Raw genomic sequence first — 25869 nt, 5'->3', positions numbered from 1 at the left:
GACGCCGCATGCGTCGAGATGGCCATTCGAGGATGTAATCGCGTGAAGGCGGTGATGTGTAGAGAGGTATGTGCATGGGCTATGCACCCCTGCAAGACCGCTCAGGCCATCAACCACCCGCTAGGAAAGAGCGGCCTCCAGGACGGCGCGGGCGATGGGGGCGGCGGCTGACGGAGCGGCGTGTTCCACGACCACGCCCACGGCCACCTCCGGCCGATCCGCCGGGGCGAACCCCGTGAACAGCGCGTGATCCTCCCCCGCCCCCGTCTTGGCCGCCACCGCCACCCCCGGGATCGAGGCCGCCGTCCCGGAGCCGCCGGCGCCGGGCGCCGTGAGCATCATCGACGTGAGCTGCCTGGCCAGGGTGGCCGGCATGGCCACCCGGTACGGCGTCGGGTTGGCCCGGTCGATGAGCGAGCCGTCGGGAAGGCGTACGTCCTCCACCAGGTACGGGCGCATGAGGACGCCGTGGTTGGCGACGGCGGCCGACAGCATGGCGATCATCAGCGGAGTGGCCCGGTCGTGGTACCGGCCGATGGCCGACAGGGCGGTCTGGGCCCGGTCCATGTTCAGGGGATAGGTGCTGGCGGTGACCCGCAACGGGATGGTGAGGTCGCCGGCGTTGAAACCGAATGCCTCCGCCTGGTCGCGCAGGATGTCCTGCCCCAGTTGGAGGCCGATGCCGGCGAAGGCGGCGTCGCAGGAGGCTCGGAAGGCGTCCGGCAGCGTCGGATGGGCCTGTCCGCAGAGCCCGGAGCCGGGCAGGCCGGTCACCGTGCCGCCGGGGAACCGCAGCCGGGCAGGGGCGTCGACCCGCGAGGTGGGGGTGTACTCGCCCGACGACAGCGCGGCGGCCGCGGTGACCAGCTTGAACGCGGAGCCCGGCGGGTAGCTCTGGTTCACCGCCCGGTTGAGCAGCGGCCTGCCGGGGTCACCGCGCAGGCGCCGGTCCGTCTCGGCCAGTTCGGCGGGGTCGGTGGTGGTGTAGGCGTTCGGGTCGTACGACGGGTAGCTGGCCAGGGCGAGGATCGCGCCGGTCGCCGGGTTGATGGCGACCGCGGCGCCCGGCCGGCCCGCCGCCCTGAGTCCCTCGTAGGCGGCCCACTGCGCGCGCTCGCTGATCGTCAGCCGGACGGCGGCGCCCTGGGCACTGCCGTGCCTGACCAGCGAGCGGACCCGGATCCTCGGGTCGTCGCCGGACAGCACGCCGTCCGCGGCCTGCTCGATGCCCGTGGTCCGGTTGAGCGACGCCTCCCCGGTCACGGGCGCGTACCGTTCGCCGTCGGTGTAGACGCGGCGATATGCGTACGGCTCGCCGTCCGTCTTCCGGTTCGTGGCGATGATCGCGCCCTCGTACGTGAGGATGTCGCCGCGCGGATGGTCGAACCTGGCGATGACCGAGCGCTGGTTGCGCGGATCGGCGTTGAGCCCCCGCGTCCCGAACCCCTGGATGAGCGTGACGTCGGCCAGCAGCACGAACAGCAGCGCCGCGCACATCCGCGCGACGCGGCGCAGCGGGATGTTGATCCGTCTCGCCCTGGGTCCGGCCATGGTCCCGGTCTAACAACCGGACCCCCAAGGCAGGGCTAGACGACTCTGCGGTAGTAGGAAATCTTGTTCTGGATGTAGCGCTGCCGCTCGGTGAGGTTGGCGATCTGCTCCCGGACGCGGCCGTCATGCTCCTCCAGGAGCTTGACCCGGTCCGGGATCGTGTGATCGCCCGCGCGGACCAGAGCGGCGAAGCGGAGCATCTCGGCGATCGGCATGCCGGTGTCGCGCAGGCACCGGATCGTGCCGAGCCAGCCCACGTCCTGCTCGCTGAACCTGCGCTGCCCGGCCGCGTTACGGCCGACGGGTTCGAGCAGGCCGATCTTCTCGTAATAGCGCAACGTGTCCAGGGTGAAGCCGGTCTCCTCGACCACTTCCGCGGGTGTGTAGACGCTCACGGCAGAAGCATCGCACCTGGAGCCCACTCCAGGTCAACCGATCCCACGACTTGACATGGATCGCACTCCAGCTTCCACAGTCGTGGCCATGAACATCGCGCTCGGCACCACCGCCGACGAGAAGGACAGCTTCGCCATCCTGGACCGGTTCGCCGAGGGCAGCCCGCAGAGATTAAGGACGGACTACATCGATGTGTATTGGGGTGCCCGGATGGACGCGGCGTGCTGAGCCCGAGCCCGGCACCACGGCCCGGCGATCGGCCGCGCTTGTCGCTGAGACGGCTGTGGCCGTCGCCGCGGGATTCGCGGGAGCGCTCCCGTGGGGAGCCGCAGGGACGGCTGATGCTGGCGGGCGGCGGTCTGTGGCTGGTCGAGGACATCCTCCAGAGCACCCGCCGCGCCCGCTAGCGGTCTGACACCCGCCCGGCGGGCAGGACGGTCAGGGCAGGTGGTTGGCCAGGTAGCGGTGGACCAGTTGCTTGCACTCGACGATCAGGTCGGAATCGCCGTCGGAGCACACCCGGAACGCCAGCTTGAGCACCGCGTCCGCCGCCTCGACCGCCACCAGCAGGGCCCGGTCGAACCCCGGCCCGGTAGGCGCGTCGAGCAGGTCGAGCGTGAGCGCCCGCAGCCGGTCGGCGACGACGACGTTGTTCTCCAGCGCCGCGTCGAGCATCCGGTTGGTGCCCTCGATCGCCGGCCCGCCCGGCGCCACCAGCACCTCCCCGAAGTCGACCACCGCGAACCCCGGGACGGTCCGCTTCATCGCGACGAACTCGTCGATGGACAGGTCGACCAGGTCGGTCCAGTGGTCGAGGTCGGCCTCCGCGATCCGTTCGGTGAGGCGTTCGGTGATGCGGTGGAGGAAGGCGTCGAGGTTGCGCAGGGCCAGCGCTCGCACCAGGCCCTGCTTGTCGGAGAAGAACTGGTAGAACGTGCCTATCGGCACCTCGGCCCGGCGCGCGACCTCTTTGGTGGTCAGTGCCTCGTAACCGACCTCGTCGAGCAGGTGTGCGCACTCGTCGAGCATCCGTTCGACTCGCTCCACGCTGCGGCGTTGGGCTGGACGCCGGCGCAGGGTACTCGTCATGCCCCCCATCTTGGCGTATTACCGCCAGGTAGGGTTCCGGAGTCCTCCACCAGTTAACATGAGTGGCACTCGGATAATCGCTAAGGAGCGGATATGTTCCTGTGGGGTACGGCCACTGCCGCTTACCAGATCGAGGGCGCCGTCAAGGATGACGGCAGGGGTGCCTCCATCTGGGACACCTTCACCCATGAGCCGGGCCGTACCCGCGACGGGCACACCGGTGACGTCGCGTGCGACCACTACCACCGCTGGCCCGAGGACGTCGCGCTCATGGCGGACCTCGGCGTCAACGCCTACCGCTTCTCGATCGCCTGGTCACGGGTGCTGCCGCTCGGCACGGGCCAGGTGGAGCCGAGGGGCCTGGACTTCTACGACCGGCTGGTCGACGGACTGCTGGCGGCGGGGATCGCGCCGGTGCCGACCCTGTTCCACTGGGACCTGCCGCAGGCGCTGCAGGACCTCGGCGGATGGATGAACCGCGATATTTCCTACTACTTCGCCGAATACGCGGCGGTAGTGGCCGAGCGCCTCGCCGACCGCGTCCCCATGTGGATCACGCTGAACGAGCCGTTCGTGCACATGGCCTTCGGGTACGGCATGGGCGTCCACGCCCCCGGCCAGGCCCTGCTGTTCGACGCCCTGCCCGTCGCCCATCACCAACTGCTCGGCCACGGCCTGGCCGTACAGGCGTTGCGCGCGGCCGGGGCGCGGCAGGTGCTGATCACGAACAACTGCACCCCGGTCTGGCCCGCCTCCGGGTCGGCCGAGGACCTGGCCGCGGCCGACGCGTACGACACCCTGCACAACCGCCTGTTCAACGACCCGATCCTGCTGGGCGAGTATCCGGACCTGAAGGCCATCGGCGCCCTGGACGACGTGGTCCGCGACGGCGACCTGGCCGTCATCTCCACGCCCCTGGACGGCCTGGGCATCAACTACTACAACCCCACCCGCATCGGCGCGCCCGCGGACGACGCCCTGCCCTTCACCGATCTCGGCATCACCGGCTACCCCACGACCGCCTTCGGCTGGCCGGTCGTCCCCGACGGCCTGCGCGAGCTCCTGACGGGCCTGCACGCCAGGTACGGCGCCGCGCTCCCGCCGGTGTACGTCACCGAGAACGGCTGCTCCCAGGAGGACCTCCCCGGCCCGGACGGCACGATCGACGACCAGGGCCGCATCGCCTTCCTCGACGGCCACATCACGGCGGTCGAGCAGGCGGCGGCGGGCGTCGACGTGCGGGGCTACTTCGTCTGGTCGCTGCTGGACAACTTCGAGTGGGCCGAGGGCTACCACCAGCGCTTCGGCCTGGTGCACGTGGACTTCGACACGCTGCGCCGCACCCCGAAGGCGTCGTACGCCTGGCTGCGCGACCGCCTGACCGCCGCGAAGCCCCAGAGCCCCTAGAAGACCGACACGTGCACGTGGTCGTAGTGGTTGGCGGTGACGCCGCCCCGGTCCGACATGGGATCCCAGCCGCCGCCTGACCGGATGTCGTAGTAGCGCTGCTTCCAGATGATGTACATCACGCCGATCCGGGGCCCATTCTTGATCAGCCACTCGGCCAGCGCGTCGCCCCGGTCGGCGTCGGCCCCGGAGGCCGCCCTGCCGCCGCTCGACATCATGAAGTCGCAGGCCCGGCCCTTGCCGTGCTCGCCGGGGTCACCGGGACGCAGGCAGCCCACGCCGTACGGCATGGGGAAGTTCTGCATGATCTGCGCACGTACCGCGATCAGGCGCGGCGTGAGCCCCGAGGAGCCGCCCGGCTGCTGGAAGCCGAACTTGGCGAGCAGCCGCTCGATCTCGCGGCGCTTGCCCTGCATCTCCTTGATCTCTTTCCGGAGCTTTTCGATCTTGTTGGCGGCGGCCCGCTTGGCGTCCTTCGACTTGTCGATCAACGTCTGGATGCCCCGCATCTTGCTGATGCGCTCGTTGGCCAGGTAGGTCATGTTCGCCGCCTGGCCGAGCGCGGTGTACGGGTCGACCGTCGGGCTGAAGAGCTGGGTGCCGTCGATCGGGCCCATCATGTAGGCGTTCTGGGCGATCGACGTCACGTCGGCCTTGGCATCGGCGAGCCGGGCCTCCAGGTCGCCGGAGTTGTCGGTGGCCTTCTTCGCCTGGATCCGGACCTCTTCCAGGCTCTGGATCTGGCCCCGATAGAGCTCGTTGAGCTGGGACGCCTGCTTGGTCAGCTTGCGCAGCTCGGCCGGGTTGGGATCGCCGAAGGCCGGGAGAGGGAACGCGAACAGCCCCGCCAAGACGATGGCGAATAGGGCGAAGCGACTGATTTTCACGTCTGCCCTCCCCTCATAGACGGAGCGAAACTATAGAAGATGATCTTGAAGGCTGTCACCTGAACGCCACAAGTCGCGCCCCCTTGGCGAACTATCGAGCTGATTGTCCGATCTAAGCCGGAGATAAAGATTGGGCCTTGCCGGGGGCGGCGGATCGGTCTGAGATGGCGACGAAACTCGTCTCTGCGAAGGGGCAGACCCGTGTCTCGATTACTGGCCCTGTCCACGGCCGTCATCCTCGGCCTCGGTACCTCCCTCGTCGCCCTGGAAGCCCAGGCCACGGTGGACCCATTACCTCCCCGTGACAGGATCGAGCTCTACCAGCTCGAGAGCACTCCCGGCACCGGCCAGGCGCTCAGGGAGAAGGGCTTCGACGTCGTTCAACAGGACGCCCGGGGCGGCACGGAACACGTCGAGGTGACCGCCGCCCAGACCGACCTCGACGGCCTGCGCAAGCTCGGCTTCCAGCCGGAGCCCGTACGCAATCCGCAGGGCCAGAGCCAGTTGGAGGCGGCCAAGGCGCAGGCCGCCGGCGGCTACACCGTCTGGAGGTCCTACTCCGCGCCCGGCGGGATCGCCGACCAGCTCAAGGCCATCGCCAACGCGAACAAGGACCTCGTGAAGATCGAGTCCCTCGGCAAGTCGCTGAAGGGCCGGGACATCCTCGCCGTCAAGGTCAGCACGCTGGCCAGGGTGCTGCCCGACGGCGCCAAGCCGGCGACGCTGTACTCGGCGACGCAGCACGCCCGCGAGTGGATCTCCACCGAGGTCGACCTGCGGCTGCTGAAGTACGTGATCGCCAACAGAACCTCGCTCAGGGACCTGCTGAACAGGACCGAGCTCTGGTTCGTGCCGGTCGCCAACCCCGACGGCTACGACTTCACCTTCACCGAGGGCAACCGCCTGTGGCGCAAGAACCTGCGCGACAACAACGGCGACGGGCAGATCACCACCGGCGACGGCGTCGACCCGAACCGGAACTACGCCACCAACTTCCACTACGACGAGGAGGGCTCCTCCTCGATCCCGAGCAGCGAGACCTACCGCGGCACGGGGCCCGCCAGTGAGCCCGAGACCAGGGCGCTGGACGGGCTGCTCCGGCGGATCAGGTTCAAGGCCCAGGTGAACTACCACTCCTTCGGCCCGCTGCTGCTCTACCCGATGGGCTGGCAGGTCGCCACCAAGACCGCGGACAACCCGATCTACGAGGCCATCTCCGGCAACGACGCCAAACCGGCCATCCCGGGCTTCGACCCCGACCTGGGCGCCGAGCTGTACACGACCAACGGCGAGACGACCGACCACGCGCACAGCACGTACGGCACCCTGGCCTGGACGCCGGAGCTCGACGAGGGCTGCGACGGCTGCGGGTTCGTCTTCCCCGACGACGAGGCGCTGGTGCAGGCGGAGTTCGCGAAGAACATCCCGTTCGCCATGGACGTGGCCAAGTCGGCCACCAACTGGTCCGAGCCGGTCAACCACCTCGGCAACGCGCCGGCCGACCTGGTGCTCGACCCGTTCGAGGTCAGCTACGGCAGGGACCAGGTGGTCCAGGTGGACGCCAAGCGCAAGCTCGGCCCGGTCTTCCTGAACTACCAGGTCAACGGCGGCAGGACCAAGACCGTGCCGACCGGCGAATGGCGGGGCGGCGAGCGCTACGGCAAGGGCTACAACGCCTACTACCACTGGCTGCGCGGCAAGATCACCGGCACCCGGCCGGGTGACAAGGTCAAGGTCTGGTTCAGCTCGATCGGCAAGAGGAGCGCGGACTTCACCTACCAGGTCGCCGCCGACATCGGCGGCAAGGTGCTGGTGCTGGCCACCGAGGACGTCACGGGCCTCAGCCCCGTCCAGGGCGTGACCGAGGCCAAGTACGCCGACGACTACGTCAAGGCACTCGACGAGGCCGGTTACAGCTCCGACGTCTACGACATGGACAGGATGGGCCTCAAGGCTCCCCACCCGCTCGGCGTGCTCAGCCACTACACGGCGGTGGTCTGGGAGACGGGCGACGACATCATCCCCAGATCGGTCGGCCAGGTGCCCGGCACCACCTCCAAGGGCGGCGTCGACACCGAGCTGGCCGTGCGCGACTACCTGAACGAGGGCGGCAAGCTCCTGCACGCGGGCAAGTACCCGTCGTACGCGGCCAACAACAACGGCGCGTACTACTACCAGCCCGACCAGCCGGCCCAATCCGAGTGCGCGGATCCCGACGACCCGCCGTGCATCCAGGTGTTCAACGACTTCCAGCAGTACTGGCTGGGCGCGTACGTCTTCTTCGACGACTCGGGCACCGACCCGGCCACGGGCGCACCGTTCGCGCTCGACGGCGCGAGCGGCCGGTTCCAGGGCTTCCACGGCACACTGGAGCCGGGCCACACCAACTCGTTCGTGGCGACGTCGGCGATCCTGCCGCCCGGCCGGTTCCCGCGGTTCGCCGGCGCCGCGCCCGTCAAGTGGGCCCGGCCGGGCGGGCCGTTCGACCCGCACACCGGCTCCTGGGACGTCTACAGCGGCATCGCCGACGTCTCCTGGAAGCGGCTGACCAAGACCGTCGACCTGACCGGCAAGGCCGGCGGCGACCTGTCGTTCTGGACCTCCTACGACACCGAGACCGATTGGGACTTCTTCACGGTCGAGGCGCACACCGTGGGCGGGGACGACTGGACCACGCTGCCGGACGTCAACGGTCACACCACGCAGAGCACGGGCAGCAGCTGCGACCCGCCCAGCGGCGGCGAGGGCTGGCGCGCGATCCATCCGTTCACCCAGCGCTACCAGGGGCCGGGCTGCGAGCCGACCGGCACCTCCGGCTCGTGGAACGCGGCCACGGGCAACTCGGCCGGCTGGCAGCAGTGGAAGGTCGATCTGACCCCCTATGCGGGCGAGCAGGTGGAGCTGTCGCTCTCGTACGTCAGCGACTGGAGCACCCAGGGCGCGGGCGTCTTCCTCGACGACTTCACCGTCACGCTGAACGGCGCGACGGCGGAGCAGACCTCGTTCGAGTCCGACCTGAGCGGCTGGACCGTGGCGCCGCCGCCCGCCGGCACCTCGCCCTCGATCAACAACTGGGCCCGTACGGACCAGGTGTTCGAGGAGGGCGGCGGCATCACCACCAAGGACACCGTCTACCTCGGGTTCGGCGTCGAGAGCCTGACGACCCAGGCCATGCGCACGGACCTGATCAAGCGGTCCTTGCGGCACCTGCTCGGCTGATCGGGCGGAGGGGTCCGACACGCGGGGACGCGTGCCGGACCCCTCTTGCGCGCGTGGACAGAACATGGTTCGGTCAGCTTGAGGCACTCTTTGGCAAGCAAGCATTCGGTCAAGAAGGAGGCTCACGACATGCGCCAGCACGACACGCTGTTCATCGGGGGCGAATGGGTGGCCCCGGCGGGGACCGGAACCATCGATGTCATCTCCCCCCACACGGAAGAGGTCATCGGCCGCGTGCCCGACGGCACCGCTGAGGACATGGAACGCGCGGTGGCCGCGGCGCGGCAGGCGTTCGACCACGGCCCGTGGCCGCGCATGACGTTCGCCGAGCGGGCCGAGGTGATCGGCAGGCTGGCCGAGATCTACGCCGCCCGGCAGGGCGAGATGGCCGCGCTCATCACGGAGGAGATGGGCTCGCCGATCACCTTCTCCCAACTGGCGCAGGCGCCGCAGCCCCTCGGCATGCTGCAGTACTACGCCGACTTCGGCAAGACGTTCGCCCAGGAGGAGCAGCGGCCCGGCCTGTTCGGGCCGACGACCGTGCGGCGGGAGCCGGTGGGCGTGGTGGCGGCCGTGGTGCCGTGGAACGTCCCGCAGTTCGTCGCGATGACGAAGATCGCGCCCGCGCTGCTGGCCGGCTGTACGATCGTGCTCAAGCCCGCGCCGGAGACGCCGCTCGACGCGTACCTGCTGGCCGAGATGGTGGCCGAGGCCGGGATCCCGGCTGGCGTGCTCAACATCGTGGCCGCGGGCCGCGAGGCCGGCGAGCACCTGGTCTCCCACCTGGGCGTGGACAAGGTGGCCTTCACCGGCTCGACCGCCGCGGGCCGCCGCATCGCCGCCATCTGCGGCGAGCAGCTCAAGCGGGTCAGCCTGGAGCTCGGCGGCAAGTCGGCGGCGATCATCCTCGACGACGCGGACCTGCCGGGCAGCATGGGCATGCTGGCGATCGCCTCGCTGATGAACAACGGCCAGGCGTGCGTCGCCCAGACCCGCATCCTGGCCTCCCGGAGCCGCTACGACGAGGTCGTGGACGCGGTCGCGAACATGGTCACCTCCCAGCCCGTCGGCGACCCTGCCGACCCCGGCACGGGCATCGGCCCGCTGGTCGCCAAGCGGCAGCAGGAGCGCGTCGAGGGCTACATCAAGGCCGGCATGGACGAGGGCGCCAAGGTCGTCGTCGGCGGCCTGGACCGGCCGATGGACCACGGCTGGTACGTCGCCCCGACCGTCTTCGCGGGCGTCACCAACGAGATGCGCATCGCCCGCGAGGAGATCTTCGGCCCGGTGCTGGCGGTGATCCCGTACGAGGACGAGGCGGACGCGATCCGCATCGCCAACGACAGCGACTACGGCCTGGCCGGCACCGTCTGGACCGCCGACGCCGACCACGGCATGGACGTGGCCCGCCAGGTCCGCGCCGGCACCTACGGGGTCAACTGCTTCATGCTGGAGTCGAACGCCCCCTTCGGCGGCTACAAGGCCAGCGGCGTGGGCCGCGAGCTGGGCCCCGAGGGCCTCAACAGCTACCTGGAGTACAAGTCGATCGCGCGCCTGGGCTGAGAAAAAGGGGCTCCGGTACGTACCGGAGCCCCTTTTCGCAGGATGTACACCCAGCGCGCCCCCGCAACGCTAGGTGCGAAACCCGCTACTCCACGAAGTATGTCCTAAGGCCACCGCCTCGGCGGTTTCCTTCCCCAAGGACTTTCTCCCGGCGGCTTTCTTCCATCCGCCCTAGATAGACGTCTATTACTCAGGAAAGGTTCGAACCGATCCACTTTCCGATGCGACGAATGAGTTCCGGGCCGGCCGCGGACTCCGCGTGGCCGTATCCCCGCTCGACCCAGAGCCGCTTGGGCTCGCGCGCGCCCTCGTAGAGCTGGTACGCGTGCTCGAGCGGGAAGAACCCGTCGGCGTCGCCGTGGACGATCAGCAGCGGCGTCGGGGAGATCAGCGCGGCGGCCTCGTGAGGCGGCGCCGGGATCGGGTCCCACCGGCCCCGGGCGATCCTGGTGTGCTTGGCCATCCTGGCCGCCCATCTGCCGATCGGCTGCTCGATGGCCCAGTGCACCTGGCGCATCGGCTTGGTGCCGCGGTAGTGCCAGCGCGCCGGGCCGCTCACCGAGACCACCGCGTCGACACCGCCGAGCAGCCCGGCGTGCCGTACGGCCACGGCGGCGCCCATGGAGAAGCCGACCACGGCGACCTTGGGATAGCCGATCACCCGCGCGTACCGCACGGCGGCCTCGACGTCGAGGATCTCCTTGTCGCCCACGGTGGACTCGCCACCGGAACGCCCGTGCCCGCGGAAGTCGAACGCGACCACGCCGCCATAACCGCTCAGCACGTGCACGATGCGCCTCGTGGCACGGTCCCGCCACCCGCCGGTGAACCCGTGCGCCACCACGATGCCCAGGCCGAAGCGGGCGGAGGGCGTGTGCGCGGCGTCTATGCGGACGCCGTCCTCGGTGCGGAGCATGACCGGGAAGTTCGGGGCGAGCGGCATGCCGCCGAGCTTATGGTCACCGGTTGTCGAGGCCGTGTTCGGCTGCCCAGACCGCGATCTGGGCGCGCGAGCCGAAGCCGAGCTTCTCCATGATGTTGGCGACGTGCCGGGCGACCGTCGCGGGGCTGATCACCAGTTGCGCCGCGACGGCCCGGTTGCTCAGGCCCTCGGTGAGCAGCCCGGCGATCTCCCGCTCGCGCACCGTCAGCGTCGCGTTGCGCAGCTCGCGGACGGCCGGGCCCGACAAGGACACGAACAGGGAGGCGGACAGGGAAGGGCTCAGGACGGCAGGCTCATGGAGGTCAGCGGCATCGGACGTCCAGCCATCGGACGTGCGGCCATCGGACGTGCGGCCATCGGAGGTCCGGTCGAGGATCCGCCGGGCGACCGCGCCGGGCTCCTGTTCGGTGCCGCTCGCCCAGAGCAGCGCCACGCGCCCCTCGCCGAGCTTGTCACGGGCCAGCGAGAGCAGCTCCTGGGTGCGGGCCGGGGCGTCGTGCTGGCCGATCGACTCGCGCAGCGCGCTCGCCGCCGCGGCGGCGAGGACCGCCCCGTCGAGATCGCCCTCGGCCTGCGCCAGGACGGACAGGGCGACCAGCGCCCGGACGACGCCGCTGCGCCGGCCGGTCTGCCTGCTCAGCACCAGGCTGGCGGCCAGGCTGCGCCGGGCGGCGGGGAAGTCGTGCAGCCGGGCCGCCACCCTGCCGACCTTGGCCTGGCAGCGGGCCAGCTCGACCCGGTTGTCCAGCTCCTCGAGGATGGGCAGCGCCGCCGCGTGGTGCCGCATGGCGGCCTCCAGATCGCCCCTCGCCTCGGCCACCGCGCCCAGGTGGGTCAGGGCCCTGGCGAGGGTCCAGTGGTGGCCGGACTCCATGGCCAGCGCCAGCGCCTCCTCGCCGAACCGCTGGGCCTGGCGCGGCTGCCCCTGGAACAGCGCCAGGTTGAGCCGGGCGATGCGGGCGGTCGTCAGGTTGAACAGGTCGTCATGCCCGGCGGCCGCCGCTTCGAGCTCGCGCAGGTGGCGCAGGGCGGTGTCGCTCTGGCCGGTGCGGAAGAAGACGGTCAGGGCCACGCCGTAGGTGACGCCGAGCCAGTGCGTGTAGGGGTGCCGCTTCTGCTCCTCGATGCTCTCCTCGAGGAGCCCGGCGGCCCGGTCCAGCTCGTCGCGCGTTTCGAGCCCGAAGGCGAGGCCGCCCTTGGCCACGCCGATCAGGTCGGCGGGCACGTCGGACAGATCGAGATCCAGCAGCCGCTCGTACCAGCCGATGCTCTCCCTCAGGTCGCCGCGCACCGCGAGGATGGCCAGCGCCGCGCGGGCCAGGCGCAGCCCCAGCTCGGCGCTGCCGGACTCGACGGCCCAGTCGATCGCCGCCCGGCAGTCGTCGAGCAGCGTGCGGCCCCTGGCGAAGTGCACGGCGCGGGCCGGCCACGACAGCCGGCGGCCGAGCGAACCGGCCTCGTAACAGCGCTCCATCTCGGCGCAGATCACCTGGAGGTGGCCGCCGCGCAGCCGTGCCTCCTCGCCGGCCTCGCGCAGCCGCTCGGCGGCGTAGTGCCTGATGGTGTCCAGCAGGTGGTAGCGGCCGCCGTCGCCGTGGTGGAGCACCAGCGACTTGTCGACCAGGCCGCTGAGCACGTCGAGCACCTCGCTGCCGCGCAGGAGGCCGCCGTCGGCGCACACCTGCTCGGCCAGGTCGAGGTCGAAGCGCCCGGCGAACACCGACAGCCGGCGCAGCAGCACGCGTTCCTTGTGGTCGAGCAGGTCGTGGCTCCACTCGACCGTGGCCAGCAGCGTGCGCTGGCGGGCGTGGGCGGTGCGGTCGCCGGTGGTCAGCAGCCGGAAGCGGTCGCCGATCCGGTCGGCGATCCGGCCGGGGCTGAGCAGGCTGCTGCGGGCCGCGGCCAGCTCCAGCGCGAGCGGCAGCCCGTCGAGCGCCCGGCACAGCCGGATGACGTCGGGCATGCTGTCGGTCACCGCGCGGGCTCCGGCCGCGGCCGCCCGCTCGACGAAGAACAGCACGGACTCGGCGTCGGGATGGCACTCGTCGGGCAGGTCGAGCGGCGGCACCCGCCAGATCAGCTCGCCGGGGATGCGCAGCGGCTCGCGGCTGGTGAGCAGGAATCTCAGCTCGGGGCAGTCGGCGATCAGGCCGGCGACCAGCTCGGCGCACGGTTCGACGAGGTGCTCGCAGTTGTCGAGGAGGAGCAGCGTCCTGGTGCCGCGCAGCCGGACCCGGAGGCCGTCGAGCAGCCGCTCGGAGCCCTCCTCCCGGACGCCGAGCACGTCGGCCATCTCCTTCACGATCAGCTCGGGGTCGCTGACGCGGGCGAGCTGGACCAGCCACACGCCGTCGGTGAAGCCGGGCAGCGCCGTGGCCGCGACCCGCAGCGACAGGCGGGTCTTGCCGATGCCGCCCACTCCGCTGAGCGTGACCACGCGCTCACCGCGGACCAGCGCGCACAGCTCGGCCACGTCGCGTGCCCGTCCGACGAAACGGTTCGGTTCGGCGGGGAGGTTGTGCTGGACTTGCGCAGTCATGAGGTAGGTCCAAGTGTTGGCGGGAGGATCACACTCCCTCACAGTCTCCCTTGGTTCGCCGCCTGGCGCGATCACTTTCCGTGCACAGTTCGCGACTGGCCGGTTATGAGTGAAGGTCCGCGACACTCACCACTATGCGGACCCATGACTCTTTCGCCGCGTCCATCGCCTGCGGCAGGTCGGAGATCATCAGACGGGCCCGGCTGGCGATGATCCGATCTCGCAGCCGGCCCGCGTCGAGCTCCGGCGGGATCGGCCAGACGATCCCGCCGGCGGCTATCACCGCGTCGGTCGCCACGAGCAGATCGGGACCGACGGTCAGGCAGATGAGCACCGTGTCGCCCGCGCGCACGCCCCGGCGGCGCAGCTGGACGCTCGCGGCGGCCGACCTCTCGTCCAGTTGCCCCTCGGTGAGACACAGACCGGTGCCAGAGTCCACCATCACGATGCGCTCCTCCATGCCGCCCACGCTATGGAGGGCATCTCATGCACACATGGGGCGGAATATGCAGATCGCTATGCAGAACTCCGCGGTTGTTCGGCGGCCCACACCGCGATCTGAGCGCGCGAGGTGTAGCCGAGCTTCTCCATGATGTTGGCGATGTGCCTGGCCACGGTGGCGGGGCTGATGACGAGTTCCTCGGCGATGGCCCGGTTGGACAGGCCTCTGGTCAGCAGGGCCGCGATCTCCTGCTCGCGGGCGGTCAGCAGCGAGTGCCTGACGGGCTCGGCCGCCATGGGACCCACCTGGACCGGCCGTTCGCCCGCGAGGACCTGGCGGGCGGCGTCGTCGGGGCTCATCGTCCTGCCCCGCGACCAGAGCGCGGCGGTGCGGCTCTCGCCGAGCTTGCCGCGGGCACGGGTGAGCAGCTCCTCGATGCGGCTCGTCGCGGAGAGCTGGCCCATCGACTCGCGGAGCGCGGTGGCCGAGGCGGCGGCCAGCACGGAGCTCTCCAGGTCGCCTTCGGCCTCCGCCAGCACCGACAGGCCCACGAGGCAGCGGGCCACGCTCTGGCGCTGCCCGGTCAGCCTGCTCAGCGACAGGCTCGCGGCCAGCCGTTCCCTGGCCACCTCGAACTCGTGCAGCAGCGCCGCGACCCGGCCGATCCTGGCCAGGCAGCGGGCCAGCTCGATGGTGCCGTTCAGCTCCTCCAGCCACGGGACCGCCAGTTCGTACTGGGCCAGTGCCTTCACCAGGTCGCCGCGCGCCTCGGCGACCGCGCCGAGCTGCGTCGCGGTCCTGGCCAGCAGCCAGCGGTGCCCGTGCTGGCGCGCCTTGGCCAGGGCCTCCTCACCATGGCACTGCGCCTCGCGCAACCGGCCGCGGGTGAGCGCCACCGCCGACAGCCCGGCCAGCCCGGCCGCCTGGTTCCACTGGTCGCCGGAGGCGGTGGCCACGGCCAGGCCGGTCTCGGCGTGGTGCAGCGCCTCGTCGGCCAGTCCCATGCGCAGCAGCACCGTGACGATCAGGCTGTGCATGACGCAGCTGGTGAAGACGTTGTCGTCGCCCAGGCCCGCCAGGCTGGCCCTGGCGTACTCCAGCGAGCGGGCCAGCTCGTCACGGCCCTCCAGCCCATAGGCGAGGTACGCCTGGGCGTGCGCGATCTGCTCGTCGGACACCTGGGTCAGGTCGAGTGCCAGCAGCCGCTCGACCCAGCCGACGATCTCGGCCGGGTTGGCGCTGCTGACCGGGAGCAGGCTGGTGCTGTAGGCGCACAGGCGCAGGCCCAGCGGCGCGTTACCGGAGGCGATCGCCCAGTCGAGCGCGGCCCGCTGGTCGTCGACCAGGCTCCGGCTGGCGGTCAGCGCGGCCAGCCGCACCGGCCACGGCAGGTCGGGCTCGACCATCTCCGTGGCGAAGTGGCGGAGCTGCAGCTCGCACAGCACCTCCAGGTGCCGGTCGCGCAGCACCTCGCGCTCGGCCGCCTCCGCCAGCCGTTCGGCCGCGTAGTGCTTGATGGTCTCCAGCAGCCGGTAGCGCCTGCGTTCCTCGTCGCACAGCACGAGGGACTTGTCGACCAGGGCGCCGAGCAGGTCGACGATCTCGGCCTCGGAGATGGGGCGGTCGGCGCAGATCTGCTCGGCCAGGTCGAGGTCGAAGGACCCGGCGAATACCGACAATCTGCGCAGCAGCACCTGTTCCTTGGCCGACAGCAGGTCGTAGCTCCATTCGACCGCGGCCAGCAGCGTGCGCTGCCGGGGCGGAGCCGTACGGCCGCCGGTGGTGAGCAGCGAGAAGCGGCCGTCGATCCGGTCGACGATCTGCCCGGGGCTGAGCAGGCTGGTGCGGGCCGCGGCCAGCTCCAGCGCGAGCGGCAGCCCGTCGAGTGCCCGGCACAGCCGTACGACGTCGGACCGGCTCGCCTGGCTCAGCCTGGTGCCCGCGGCGGCGGCGCGGTCGACGAAGAGCAGCACGGACTCGGCGTCGGGATGCCGCTCGTCGGGCAGGTCGAGCGGCGGCACCCGCCAGACCAGCTCGCTGGCGATGCGCAGCGGCTCGCGGCTGGTGGCCAGGATGCCGAGACCGCGGCACGCCGCGACGAGCTCGGCGGCCACTTCCGCGCACTGGTCGACCAGGTGCTCGCAGTTGTCGAGCAGCAGCAGGGCGTGCGTGTCGCGCAGGCGGGCCGTCACCGTGTCGAGCAGCGGGCGGGCGCCCTCTTCGTGGATGCCGAGGGCGTGGCCGATCTCCTGAAGGATCAGCTCGCCCCGGGTGAGCCTGGCCAGCTCGACCAGCCACACGCCGCCCGGATAGGAGGGCACCAGGCGGGCGGCGACCCGCAGGGCCAGCCGGGTCTTGCCGATGCCGCCGACCCCGCACAGGGTGACCACGCGGGTCTCGCCCAGCAGCCCGCACAGGTCGTCGACGTCGCGCTCGCGACCCACGAACCTGTTGGGCTCGGCTGGAAGATTATGCCTGGGGGGCTCGGACATTGTGGTCACCCTGCGTCGCGGAAGGATCACACTCTCCCACAGTGTCGCAGATTTCACCGGGTGAGCGAGCTGACGACGGCCCTTTCGTCCACAACCCGCAACGTCGGATCACCGAACAGGCGTCTGACCACCTCGTTCGGCGCGACCACGAGGGTGGCCTCGTGCTCGTGGGCGAGCACGCGGCAGCCGATCAGGCTCGGCTCGTGAGCGATGATCACGTGGGCGCCCGACATCAGCGCCAGGTCGAGCACCCGCAGTCCTTTGAGCGGATCGCTGACCGCCGCGAGCACGACATCGTCCTCGCTGACCAGCAGCCGTGACGACAGCTTGCGCAGGTCCGTCGCCAGCTCGTCGTGGTCGTAGACGTGTTCGCCGTCGACGCTCAGCGCGGGGCCGGCCAGCGGGCCGAACTCGACCGTCCGCTCGCCCAGCAGGTCGCTGAACGAGAGCTCCCCCGGCGTCGGCTCGAAGGTGAAGACCTTCTGCACGTCCACCGCGAGCGGGTCATAGCCGCGCTGGGCGATCATCATGCGGGCCGTGCCGGAGTCCCCGAGCACCGCCACCCCACCGGACCAGGCGACAGAGTGGACGGCGACGGCGAACCCCGCCCCGAGCGGCATGTCGACGATCACGCGGTCGCCGTAACGGAGACCGTGGCGGCGCAGCCCCGCCGCCGCGTGCGTGACCTTCCGCGCGAACGCGGAGTACGACAGCACCTCTCCGGTTCTGACGTCGCTCACCGCAGGCTGCTCGCCCTGTACGGGAGAGGCGCCCAGCACCAGCTCTGTCCAGGTCATGCCGCCAATGTAGGCATCCGGGTCCGTCGGGACATGCGCAGAATTGTGCAACCCGCTATGTACGTACGGCGCTCGGGAGAACCGCCCATAGTCTTGATCCATGCGGGACGACTCCACCGAGGCGACCTCCACGGAGCGCATCCTCGACGCGGCCTACGCGCGGATGCTGGAGCACGGCCTGCGCCGCCTGACCGTCGACGACGTGGCCCGGCAGGCGGGCCTGTCGCGGATCACCGTCTACCGGCGCTTCTCCCGCAAGAGCGACCTCATCCAGGGCGTGATCCTGCGCGAGCTCCACCGGTTCCTGCGCGCCTTCGAGCAGGCGGTCGGGCCGCTGCCGACCATGGCCGACCGGGTGACGGAGGGGTTCGCGGTCACGCTGCGCCTGGTGCGCGGGCATCCGTTGCTGAGCCGGCTGCTGGTGACCGAGCCCGAGACGATCCTGCCGCACCTGACGCTGGAGGCGGGCGGCTATCTCGCGGTCGCCAGGGAGTATCTCGCCGCCCACCTCGACACCCCGGACGCGGAGGCGGTGGCCGAGATGTTCATCCGCATCGCGCTGTCGTTCGTGCTCACTCCGGACAGCGCGATACCTCTGGACAGCGACGACGAAACCCGCGCTTACGCCAGGCATCACCTCGTCCCGCTCCTGCCATCAGAGGGGATCAACTAGACTTATAACGCCGCGACTTCGCGCGGTCGCCCCCACGATCACAGAGCGAGACGTCATCATGCCTTTGAACAGCCGCGACGACCTGCGGAACATCGCGATCATCGCGCACGTCGACCATGGCAAGACCACACTGGTCGACGCCATGCTCTGGCAGTCCGGGGCGTTCCGCGCCAACCAGGACGTCGACGACCGTGTCATGGACTCCAACGACCTCGAGCGCGAGAAGGGCATCACCATTCTCGCGAAGAACACCGCCGTAAGTCACGGCGGCATGACCATCAACATCATCGACACTCCGGGCCACGCCGACTTCGGCGGCGAGGTGGAGCGCGGTCTGTCGATGGTCGACGGTGTCGTGCTGCTGGTCGACGCGTCGGAGGGGCCGCTGCCGCAGACCCGCTTCGTGCTGCGTAAGGCGTTCGGCGCCAAGATGCCGGTCATCCTCTGCATCAACAAGGTCGACCGGCCCGACGCGCGCATCAAGGAGGTCGTGGACGAGGTCTACGAGCTCTTCATGGACCTCGACGCGACCGAGGAGCAGATCGACTTCCCGATCATCTACGCCTCGGCCAAGGCGGGGCGCGCCTCCATGAACCGTCCCGAGGACGGCGGCATGCCCGACGCCGAGGACCTGGAGCCGCTCTTCGACATCATCAAGTCGACGATCCCGGCGCCCACCTACGACCCCAACGCCCCGCTGCAGGCCCACGTCACCAACCTCGACGCCTCCTCCTACCTGGGTCGCATCGCGCTCTGCCGGATCCACCAGGGCGTGCTGCGCAAGGGCCAGCAGGTGGCCTGGTGCCGTACCGACGGCACGATCCAGCGGGTCAAGATCACCGAGCTGCTCATGACCGAGGCCCTGGAGCGCAAGCCGGCCGAGGAGGCGGGTCCCGGCGACATCATCGCGATCGCCGGCATCCCCGAGATCATGATCGGCGAGACGCTGGCCGACCCCGAGGACCCGCGTCCGCTGCCCCTCATCACGGTCGACGAGCCCGCCATCTCGATGACCATCGGCACCAACACCTCGCCGCTGGTCGGCCGGGTCAAGGGCACGAAGGTCACCGCCCGCATGGTCAAGGACCGCCTGGAGAAGGAGCTCGTCGGCAACGTGTCGCTGCGCGTGCTCCCCACCGAACGGCCCGACTCCTGGGAGGTGCAGGGCCGCGGTGAGCTGGCGCTGGCCATCCTGGTCGAGCAGATGCGCCGCGAGGGCTACGAGCTGACCGTCGGCAAGCCGCAGGTGGTCACCAAGCTCATCGACGGCAAGGTGCACGAGCCGGTCGAGCGCCTCACGGTCGACTGCCCGGAGGAATACCTGGGCGCGATCACGCAACTCCTCGCCGTCCGCAAGGGCCGCATGGAGCACATGACCAACCACGGCACCGGCTGGATCCGGATGGAGTTCGTGGTGCCGGCGCGCGGCCTGATCGGCTTCCGCACCGAGTTCCTCACCGAGACGCGCGGCACCGGCCTGGTGCACCACGTCTTCGACTCCTACGAGCCGTGGTTCGGCGAGCTGCGCACCCGCAACAACGGCTCCCTGGTGGCCGACCGCTCCGGTCCCGTGACCGCCTTCGCCATGCTCAACCTGCAGGAGCGGGGCACGCTGTTCGTGTCAGCGACCACCGAGGTCTACGAGGGCATGATCGTCGGCGAGAACTCCCGGTCCGACGACATGGACGTCAACATCACCAAGGAGAAGAAGCTCAGCAACATGCGCTCCTCCACGAGCGAGGAGACCGAGAAGGTGATCCCGCCGCGCAACCTGTCCCTGGAGCAGGCCCTGGAGTTCATCCGCGAGGACGAGTGCGTGGAGATCACCCCGGACCACGTACGCATCCGCAAGGTGGTCCTCGACGCCTCCTCGCGTGGCCGCTCCGCCGCTCGCGCCAAGCGCGCCTGATCCTTCGGCCCTGACTGCGATTCAGGGTTGAAAGTCAGGTGTGACCACACCGTGACCGGACTGGATGGAACAACTCCCTCCGCGAGTGAATCATCCACACTGTGGGGAAGCTCCGGATGTTCATCGCGTTCGGGCTGGCGATGGTCTCGGCGGGAGCGATTGTCTGGTGCACGGTGGCGGCCAGGCCCGTGCCGCAGGCCGCGCGGGCCGCGGACGCCGCTGTGCCCGATCCGTGGGAGTTGGTCCAGAACGATCCGCGCGTAGATCACGAACGGCAGGCCACGACCGAGGTCCGGGTGACCGGGGCCGGGGCGAGTGATCTACGCGCCGTGCCCGAGGGCCGGCTCGACGAGCGGCAGCGCCAGGTGAAAGTGACCATCGTGCACCGGCTGCGCATGAACGAGGCCGACAAGCTGGTCGAGGCGCTGCGGCAGGGCGGCAGCTTCCCCGAGGGGATCCGGCGGTTCACCGACAAGGGGTTCGGGGCGATCAAGGTGAGCGGCGCCGCACTGGCCCCGACCACACGGCCGGCGCCGCTCCTCACCACGAAGGACGGGCTGACGACGGCCGAGTTCCGGGTGACGTTGCTGCGCCAGTTCGCGCCCGGCGCGCTGATGACGCTCGACTTCAACGCGCCCAGCGCCAAGCCGCTCCTCGTGGAGCAGCGCACGATCAGCCTGCTGCCGGGCGAGTGGACCGTGCTCCAGTCCGAAAGCATCAAGCCCGACCGGGAGGAGCAGGAGCTCCTGCAGTTCACCGTCGGGTCGTATCTGGTGCGCGCGACGCTGGCCCAGGACTCCTACGGGTTCCCGGACGCGATGGAGGAGAACGACTTCTCGTGGACGGCCGGGCTCGGCGTGCTCACCGCGCTCGCGCTGGTCGCCTTCCTGGTGCGCTCGCTCGGCATGGCCTGGTGGAACCGGCAGCGCAACCGCGAGCTCGTCATGGGGCTCGCCCTGATCGCGCCCCTGGTGCTGCTCCCCCTCCTGGCCCCGAGCTGGCGGCCCGTGGCGTACGTGGCCCTGTTCCTCGCGGTGCCGGCGCTCACGGCGCGGCACGCGAGCCGGGCCCTGCCGACCAGCCCGCCGTGGACCACCCGCGACATGCTCGTCGTGACCGGGCTCGGCTGCCTGGTCGGCATCGGCATGCTGTCCTGGTCGTGGCTGCATCAGCAGTTGCCCGGCCAGACGCTGCTGGTCGGCTCCGTGGTCGCGGCCGTGGCGGCCGCGGCGGCGGCGGTGGTGTTCAGCGTGGACCTGGGGGTCCGCGTGGTGATCGTACGGCTGGCGGTGCTGGCGGCCGAGGCGGCGATCGGCCTGCTGGCGCTGGCGCTGTGGGGCCGGGCGCTGCTGACCGGGGTGTACCCGCCGGACAGCATCCGGCTGGTGCTGGCCCTCGGCTGGGCGATGATCCCGATCTCCGCCATCGCGGTGGCCACCAAGATGTGGACCCGCACGGCGGTCGTGGGCGCCCTGCTCGTGAGCCTGCTGGTGCAGGGGTGGCCGACGGAGTGGCTGGACGCCGGGTCGTGGAACCTGCCCCCCACCGCGACGGACGTGTCGAACCTGCCGAAGATCGGCATCCTGCCGCTCGACCCGCTCGTCCGCGGGGTGCTCGGGTTGTTGCTGCTGGCGTTCGCGCTGCTGGTGCTCCGGCTCAGGCGGCTCGGTGGCTCGCTGGCCGCGCTCGACCACCCGGCGACGAACGCCACAGTGATCGTCTGCCTGATGGTGCTCTACCTCACCCCTCGCGGGAGCACCACGCTCACCGACGTCAACGTGGCGCTGCCCCAGCTGACGATCACCTCGATCGCCGCCTGGGTGACGGCCCGCTGGCTGCTCGTACGCCCCCACCCGGCCGTCGTCGAGCCCACCTCCACCGAGGAGCACCGGCAACTGGTCAGGGCCGCCCTGCACAAGCGGCTGCTGCTCATCTCCGAGCAGGAGCTCTATCGCATCGGCCGGGGCAAGCTGGGCTCCGGCGAGCTGTCGATGACCGAGTTCGACACGCGGCGGCTCGAGCTGGAAGCCGCGCTGCACGAGCACGGGCGGCACCCCGAGACGGCCCTCGCCACCGCCGCCGGCTGCACGCCCTGGCACAACGGGGTGTACGCGTTCGTGATCAGCCTGCTGCTCAGCACGCCTTTCGTGCTCGTGTACGGCTGGCCGTCGGGGGCCGACCTGAGCAGCTTCGTGTTCGACTCCCGTTACCTGCTCACCCTGCCCGCCTTCGGCTTCCTGTTCGGGTACTTCTATCCGCGCATCCGGGGCACCCAGCCGATGACCAAGGCGCTCCACCTGATGGCGGCGGCGTTGGTCACGGAGCTGTCGGCGTACCTGCCGACGCTGTTCGAGCCGGACGTCGGGGTGGCGGACAAGGTGCAGGTCATGGCCATCGTGGTGGGCGAGGTGGCGCTGGTCTGCATCGGGCTCGGGTTGTACTGGGAATGGCGCATCATGCATCTGGCCGGGGAGCCGTGGGCGCGGGTGCGCAACATCCGCAGCGTACGCAGCCTGGCCACGCCGCTGCTGGCCGTCGTCATCGCGGCGGGCACCACGGCGGCGACGTCGGCGGCGGGCCAGACCGTGGACCGCATCCTCAAGGGAGACCAGGTGTCGTCGTCGTCCGGCCCGTAGCCGCCAGGACCACGTAGCCGTCCTGGGAGAAGCGCACCTGGTAGCCACTGCCGACCAGGACCCGGACGCGGTCCCGCTGTTCTGTCACGTTCGTGAACGGGAAGATCCGCCGCCCCACGTCGGCCACGACCCACGGGGCCCCGCGGTGCGTACGGTCCCACAGCAGCACCCTGCTCCGCCCGGACAGGGCCGGCGCCAGGTTGTTGGCCGCCTCCACGAGCGCCCCGTCGGGCACCACGGCGACGGCGGCGGCCGCGGCCCGCTCGCGGGCGTCGTGCCGGTAGGAGTCGAGGTCGGCGAGGTCGGCCAGGGAGAAGAACGGCACGGAGGCCAGGGCGACGCCGACCACCCCCAAGGCCCAGACCCGGGGCAGCCGGTCCCCGCCGCGGGAGCGCAGCCGCTGGACACCGTCGACGCCGGCCGCGAAGACCACCACCACGATGAAGGCGTTGTAGTGGTAGCCGGGCACCCACCAGTTGGGGAACGAGCTGGCCAGCATCCTCTCGGCGAGCAGCGGCACCGCCATGATCAGCAGCGGCGAGAGCGGCGCCGCCATCAGCGTGACGCCGAGCAGCAGGGCCAGCGTGACGAGCTTGACCGGCGGGCTGCCGAGCTGGGCCAGCACGGCCAGCGGATCGGTCAGGGCGGTGCGCGCGACGCCCCCCATGTCCGGCCCGAGCGCGCCGTACGCCCAGTAGTAGTCCGACCGTCCCCCGAACAGCGGGATGAGCACCTGCGAGGCCAGCCACGTGTAGGCCGCCCCGCCCACCACGAACGCGCCGCCCAGAAGGCGCCAGCCGCGCTGGGCGAGCAGGACCGTCCCGAACCCCGCCACCAGCAGTCCCATGTCCTCCTTGACGCACAGCAGCGCCAGGGCGGCCAGTACCACGGCGCCGCGCCTGCCCGCCTGACGGCGTTCGAGCAGCACGGCGGTGAGCAGGGGCGCGAACGCCGCCTCGTGGAAGTCGAACGCCACGGTCTCCACCACGGGCCACGAGAGCGTGTAGGCCACTGCGACGAGGTGCGCGGCGCCCGGCCCGAGGGCCCGCCGCGTGAACACCCACAGCGGGATCGCCGCCGCGGCCAGCAGCACCGCCTGGGCGACCAGGAGCGTCTTCGGGCCGTCGAACAGCCAGTACAGAGGGGCCAGGAGGGCCAGGATGGGCGACCAGTGATCGCCGAGGGTGGAGAAGCCGGGGCCGAAGCCGTTGTGGACGCCCTTGACGATGGCTATGGGCAGGCGGAACTGCGCATAGGAGCGGACGGCCTGGTCGAAGATCACCAGGTCGTAGGCGCCGGCCTTGAAGTTCGCCAGCCTGGTCAGGGAGAGGGTGGTGTAGAGGGCGGCCGCCGTGGCGGTGATCGCCGCCAGCGTGACGCGGTCGCGGCGCGTCCGGCCGCCAGGCTCGGGGGTGCCCGGCGCCGTGACGGTCGTCACGGCCTGTTCGCTTCCCATGGTCGGGCGGTCAGCGGCGGGGCTGCTCGCTGGCCCGTACGTGGGCGCAGAGCCAGTCCACCAGGGGCCCGAAGGCGCGCCAGGTGTCGCGGACCCGGTCGAGGACCTCGGCGGTGTGCACCCACGGCTCGGGCTCCCACTGGCGGCCCGCGTAGAGGGACCTGTGGCGCAGCAGGTCGAGGCGCGGATGGTCCTCCGGAATGCCACGGGGCCGGGTCTTGAGCCGGTCGCCGCCGATGACGAAGCCTTCGGCCTGGAGGGCGGTCACCATGTCCGCCAGCGGCTTGCCCGTGAGGTCCTCGTCGGCCGCGGCGCGGTAGCGGGCCACCTGGTCGGACGCCTGGGTGTAGATGCCGCCGGCCGCGTAGACGCCGTCGGCGCCGAGCTGGAGGTAGAGGCCGATGCCGGGCGTGAGATCCACGAAGGCGCCCTGGTGGGTCTTGTAGGGCGACTTGTCCTTGGCGAAGCGGACGTCGCGGTAGGGGCGGAACAGCTGGGCCTCCCCGAACTCGGCGGCCAGCTCGCCGGTGAGGGCGAGCATCGGCGCCCGCACCGCCTCCTCGTAGAGGTGCTTGTGCCGGGTGAAGTACGTCTTGCTGTTGTCCGCCTCAAGGCCCTCGTAGAACAGGAAAGCCTCGTCGGGAAAACCGGTGAACCCCATGCCCTCAAGAGTGCCACGGCCGGGCGACGGTTGACGCGCCGCTCGACCGGGGCGGCTTCATCGGCCCATGTACGTCCGGCCCGGTACGGGAGTCCTGCCGTACAGCTCCGAGATGGTCACCAGCGTGCAGCCCTTCTTCTCCAGCGCGTCCAGCAGGGTCGGGACGGCCTGGACGGTGGTCCGGTGGACGTCGTGCATCAGCACGATCGCCCCCGCCGTCGCCTTGCTCGCGCGCCTGGCCACGATGGCGGGCACCGGGTCGCGCCAGTCCAGGGTGTCGATGCTCCACAGGATCTGCGCCAGCCCCTCGCGACCCGCTTCGGCGGCCACCCGGTGGTTCGTCTCCCCGTACGGCGGGCGCATCACCCGCATCCGGACCCCGGTCACCCGCTCCACCAGCTCGTTCGTGTGCCTCAGCTGGAAGCGCAGCCCCTGGTCCGGCAATCCGGTGAGCGGGGGATGGCTCCACGAATGGTTGCCCAGCTCGTGCCCCTCGGTCACGATGCGGCGCACCAGGTGGCCGCCCCGGTCGGCGGCGACCATCTCCCCCAGGACGAAGAACGTGGCCCTGACGTTCCGGGCGCGCAGCAGGTCCAGCAGCTTGCCGGTGTAGGGGCCTGGCCCGTCGTCGAAGGTGAGCGCGACGCACTTCTGGTGCCCGCAGTCGATCCTGCGGGCGGCCGGCCAGCCGGGCTGCATGGCCTCGAGCCGCTTGGCCAGCGTTTTGGGGTCGATGGGCGCCTGGGGGCGGGCCAACTGGGGGTGGATCACCGGTTGGGTGCCGCATCCCACCATGATCAGCAGTGCCAGCGACAGAGCCCACGCCCGCATGCCGCCCTCCGAGAACGTCCGGCGGGGTTACGGATATCCCTGCGCCGGGTTCCCCCGCAACTCCTTGGCCAGGTCATCCCACCACAGTGGGATATCCGCCTGGAGTTCGGTGTAGCGACGCGCCACTCGTATAGCGCAACCAACCGGATCCGTACCCAAATGCCGACGTCGCACCGCTCCTTCCTGCCAGCGGTAAAACCCGTCCTTGTAATGCACGACCAGGCCGATCCACACCGAGACGGTGGCGTCGTCGCCTACCTCGTAGGCGCTGGTGACGCCGAGACCGTGTAGCTCCGCGTGGAGCTTCTCCGTCGCAGTGCGCCCCTCGGTCACGCGCCACCCCCAGCTGACGTTTCGTCGCACACACCGGGATGTACC

At 70.6% G+C, this 25869-nt stretch carries 21 protein-coding genes; 8 read left to right on the top strand and 13 right to left on the bottom strand.

Annotation, left to right across the window (positions count from 1 at the left end; translation table 11 throughout):
• Positions 1–120: 120 nt before the first annotated feature.
• Together AB0F17_RS14125 and AB0F17_RS14120 are read right to left on the bottom strand one after the other, a co-directional pair.
• Positions 121–1551 (bottom strand): penicillin-binding transpeptidase domain-containing protein, encoded by a 1431-nt coding sequence (locus AB0F17_RS14125; RefSeq protein ID WP_358021512.1) that lies wholly within the window; start codon positions 1549–1551, stop codon positions 121–123.
• A gap of 35 nt (positions 1552–1586) precedes the next feature.
• Positions 1587–1946: a MerR family transcriptional regulator gene (locus AB0F17_RS14120; RefSeq protein ID WP_358021509.1), complete on the bottom strand. Its 360-nt coding sequence runs from the start codon at positions 1944–1946 to the stop codon at positions 1587–1589.
• 88 nt (positions 1947–2034) lie between these two features.
• Here AB0F17_RS14120 and AB0F17_RS14115 point away from each other — a divergent pair, with 88 nt between their 5' ends.
• Both AB0F17_RS14115 and AB0F17_RS14110 read left to right on the top strand, forming a co-directional pair.
• Complete coding sequence (locus AB0F17_RS14115) at positions 2035–2175, top strand: hypothetical protein (protein WP_358021506.1); 141 nt, start codon at positions 2035–2037, stop codon at positions 2173–2175.
• Positions 2169–2354 carry a hypothetical protein gene (locus AB0F17_RS14110; protein ID WP_358021503.1) on the top strand — a complete coding sequence of 62 codons (186 nt, stop codon included), beginning with the start codon at positions 2169–2171 and terminating at the stop codon, positions 2352–2354. Before AB0F17_RS14115 ends, AB0F17_RS14110 begins: the two co-directional genes overlap by 7 nt.
• A gap of 31 nt (positions 2355–2385) precedes the next feature.
• Here AB0F17_RS14110 and AB0F17_RS14105 read toward each other — a convergent pair whose 3' ends face one another.
• Complete coding sequence (locus AB0F17_RS14105; RefSeq protein WP_358021500.1) at positions 2386–3036, bottom strand: TetR family transcriptional regulator; 651 nt, start codon at positions 3034–3036, stop codon at positions 2386–2388.
• Positions 3037–3129: 93 nt separating this feature from the next.
• Between AB0F17_RS14105 and AB0F17_RS14100 the strand changes: the two genes are divergently transcribed.
• Entirely contained in the window at positions 3130–4443 is a 1314-nt protein-coding gene (locus AB0F17_RS14100) for a GH1 family beta-glucosidase (protein WP_358021497.1), read from the top strand.
• Here AB0F17_RS14100 and AB0F17_RS14095 read toward each other — a convergent pair.
• The gene (locus tag AB0F17_RS14095) at positions 4440–5330 is read right to left on the bottom strand and encodes a hypothetical protein (RefSeq protein WP_358021494.1); all 891 of its coding nucleotides are present in this window, start codon (positions 5328–5330) and stop codon (positions 4440–4442) included. The two genes, AB0F17_RS14100 and AB0F17_RS14095, sit on opposite strands and share 4 nt — an antisense overlap.
• Positions 5331–5531: 201 nt before the next feature.
• On the opposite strand from AB0F17_RS14095, the gene AB0F17_RS14090 reads away from it, so the two are divergent.
• Entirely contained in the window at positions 5532–8549 is a 3018-nt protein-coding gene (locus AB0F17_RS14090; protein ID WP_358021491.1) for a M14 family zinc carboxypeptidase, read from the top strand.
• Between the two features lie 129 nt (positions 8550–8678).
• The gene (locus AB0F17_RS14085) at positions 8679–10112 is read left to right on the top strand and encodes an aldehyde dehydrogenase (RefSeq protein ID WP_358021488.1); all 1434 of its coding nucleotides are present in this window, start codon (positions 8679–8681) and stop codon (positions 10110–10112) included.
• 190 nt (positions 10113–10302) lie between these two features.
• Here AB0F17_RS14085 and AB0F17_RS14080 read toward each other — a convergent pair whose 3' ends face one another.
• The 5 genes from AB0F17_RS14080 to AB0F17_RS14060 all read right to left on the bottom strand — a co-directional run bounded on the left by AB0F17_RS14080 (position 10303) and on the right by AB0F17_RS14060 (position 17325).
• The gene (locus AB0F17_RS14080; RefSeq protein WP_358021485.1) at positions 10303–11055 is read right to left on the bottom strand and encodes an alpha/beta fold hydrolase; all 753 of its coding nucleotides are present in this window, start codon (positions 11053–11055) and stop codon (positions 10303–10305) included.
• A gap of 16 nt (positions 11056–11071) precedes the next feature.
• Positions 11072–13594: a LuxR C-terminal-related transcriptional regulator gene (locus AB0F17_RS14075; protein WP_358021482.1), complete on the bottom strand. Its 2523-nt coding sequence runs from the start codon at positions 13592–13594 to the stop codon at positions 11072–11074.
• A 103-nt stretch (positions 13595–13697) separates the two neighbouring features.
• The gene (locus tag AB0F17_RS14070; protein ID WP_358021479.1) at positions 13698–14054 is read right to left on the bottom strand and encodes an AMP-binding protein; all 357 of its coding nucleotides are present in this window, start codon (positions 14052–14054) and stop codon (positions 13698–13700) included.
• 56 nt (positions 14055–14110) lie between these two features.
• Entirely contained in the window at positions 14111–16528 is a 2418-nt protein-coding gene (locus AB0F17_RS14065) for a LuxR C-terminal-related transcriptional regulator (protein ID WP_358021476.1), read from the bottom strand.
• Positions 16529–16581: 53 nt separating this feature from the next.
• Complete coding sequence (locus AB0F17_RS14060) at positions 16582–17325, bottom strand: AMP-binding protein (RefSeq protein WP_358021473.1); 744 nt, start codon at positions 17323–17325, stop codon at positions 16582–16584.
• 100 nt (positions 17326–17425) lie between these two features.
• Between AB0F17_RS14060 and AB0F17_RS14055 the strand changes: the two genes are divergently transcribed.
• The 3 genes from AB0F17_RS14055 (at position 17426) to AB0F17_RS14045 (ending at position 22543) form a co-directional block, all read left to right on the top strand.
• On the top strand, positions 17426–17998 hold the full coding sequence (locus AB0F17_RS14055) for a TetR/AcrR family transcriptional regulator (RefSeq protein ID WP_358021469.1): 573 nt from the start codon (positions 17426–17428) through the stop codon (positions 17996–17998).
• Between the two features lie 58 nt (positions 17999–18056).
• On the top strand, positions 18057–19907 hold the full coding sequence (gene typA / locus AB0F17_RS14050) for a translational GTPase TypA (protein ID WP_358021466.1): 1851 nt from the start codon (positions 18057–18059) through the stop codon (positions 19905–19907).
• A gap of 101 nt (positions 19908–20008) precedes the next feature.
• Positions 20009–22543, top strand: a complete 2535-nt coding sequence (locus AB0F17_RS14045) for a hypothetical protein (protein WP_358021463.1) — start codon at positions 20009–20011, stop codon at positions 22541–22543.
• On the opposite strand, the gene AB0F17_RS14040 is transcribed toward AB0F17_RS14045, so the two are convergent.
• From AB0F17_RS14040 to AB0F17_RS14025, 4 genes are read right to left on the bottom strand one after another with little or no spacing between them, the layout of a single operon-like run.
• Positions 22506–23999 carry a DUF2079 domain-containing protein gene (locus tag AB0F17_RS14040; protein ID WP_358021460.1) on the bottom strand — a complete coding sequence of 498 codons (1494 nt, stop codon included), beginning with the start codon at positions 23997–23999 and terminating at the stop codon, positions 22506–22508. The two genes, AB0F17_RS14045 and AB0F17_RS14040, sit on opposite strands and share 38 nt — an antisense overlap.
• A gap of 10 nt (positions 24000–24009) precedes the next feature.
• Entirely contained in the window at positions 24010–24660 is a 651-nt protein-coding gene (locus tag AB0F17_RS14035) for a DUF2461 domain-containing protein (RefSeq protein ID WP_358021457.1), read from the bottom strand.
• A 57-nt stretch (positions 24661–24717) separates the two neighbouring features.
• Entirely contained in the window at positions 24718–25491 is a 774-nt protein-coding gene (locus AB0F17_RS14030; RefSeq protein ID WP_358021454.1) for a polysaccharide deacetylase family protein, read from the bottom strand.
• Positions 25492–25518: 27 nt separating this feature from the next.
• Entirely contained in the window at positions 25519–25854 is a 336-nt protein-coding gene (locus AB0F17_RS14025) for a hypothetical protein (RefSeq protein ID WP_358021451.1), read from the bottom strand.
• Positions 25855–25869: the final 15 nt, after the last annotated feature.

The organism is Nonomuraea sp. NPDC026600 (genome assembly GCF_040638335.1).
GTDB lineage: Bacteria > Actinomycetota > Actinomycetes > Streptosporangiales > Streptosporangiaceae > Nonomuraea.
The sequence above is the reverse complement of the archived record's forward strand: the minus strand, read 5'-3'. Positions and strand labels throughout refer to the sequence as shown.

Coding starts and splice junctions, on each gene's coding strand:
- AB0F17_RS14125 (WP_358021512.1), bottom strand. CDS start 1,551: ATGGCCGGACCCAGGGCGAGACGGATCAACATCCCGCTGCGCCGCGTC.
- AB0F17_RS14115 (WP_358021506.1), top strand. CDS start 2,035: ATGAACATCGCGCTCGGCACCACCGCCGACGAGAAGGACAGCTTCGCC.
- AB0F17_RS14105 (WP_358021500.1), bottom strand. CDS start 3,036: ATGACGAGTACCCTGCGCCGGCGTCCAGCCCAACGCCGCAGCGTGGAG.
- AB0F17_RS14100 (WP_358021497.1), top strand. CDS start 3,130: ATGTTCCTGTGGGGTACGGCCACTGCCGCTTACCAGATCGAGGGCGCC.
- AB0F17_RS14085 (WP_358021488.1), top strand. CDS start 8,679: ATGCGCCAGCACGACACGCTGTTCATCGGGGGCGAATGGGTGGCCCCG.
- AB0F17_RS14080 (WP_358021485.1), bottom strand. CDS start 11,055: ATGCCGCTCGCCCCGAACTTCCCGGTCATGCTCCGCACCGAGGACGGC.
- AB0F17_RS14075 (WP_358021482.1), bottom strand. CDS start 13,594: ATGACTGCGCAAGTCCAGCACAACCTCCCCGCCGAACCGAACCGTTTC.
- AB0F17_RS14070 (WP_358021479.1), bottom strand. CDS start 14,054: ATGGAGGAGCGCATCGTGATGGTGGACTCTGGCACCGGTCTGTGTCTC.
- AB0F17_RS14065 (WP_358021476.1), bottom strand. CDS start 16,528: ATGTCCGAGCCCCCCAGGCATAATCTTCCAGCCGAGCCCAACAGGTTC.
- AB0F17_RS14060 (WP_358021473.1), bottom strand. CDS start 17,325: ATGACCTGGACAGAGCTGGTGCTGGGCGCCTCTCCCGTACAGGGCGAG.
- AB0F17_RS14055 (WP_358021469.1), top strand. CDS start 17,426: ATGCGGGACGACTCCACCGAGGCGACCTCCACGGAGCGCATCCTCGAC.
- typA (WP_358021466.1), top strand. CDS start 18,057: ATGCCTTTGAACAGCCGCGACGACCTGCGGAACATCGCGATCATCGCG.
- AB0F17_RS14040 (WP_358021460.1), bottom strand. CDS start 23,999: ATGGGAAGCGAACAGGCCGTGACGACCGTCACGGCGCCGGGCACCCCC.
- AB0F17_RS14035 (WP_358021457.1), bottom strand. CDS start 24,660: ATGGGGTTCACCGGTTTTCCCGACGAGGCTTTCCTGTTCTACGAGGGC.
- AB0F17_RS14030 (WP_358021454.1), bottom strand. CDS start 25,491: ATGCGGGCGTGGGCTCTGTCGCTGGCACTGCTGATCATGGTGGGATGC.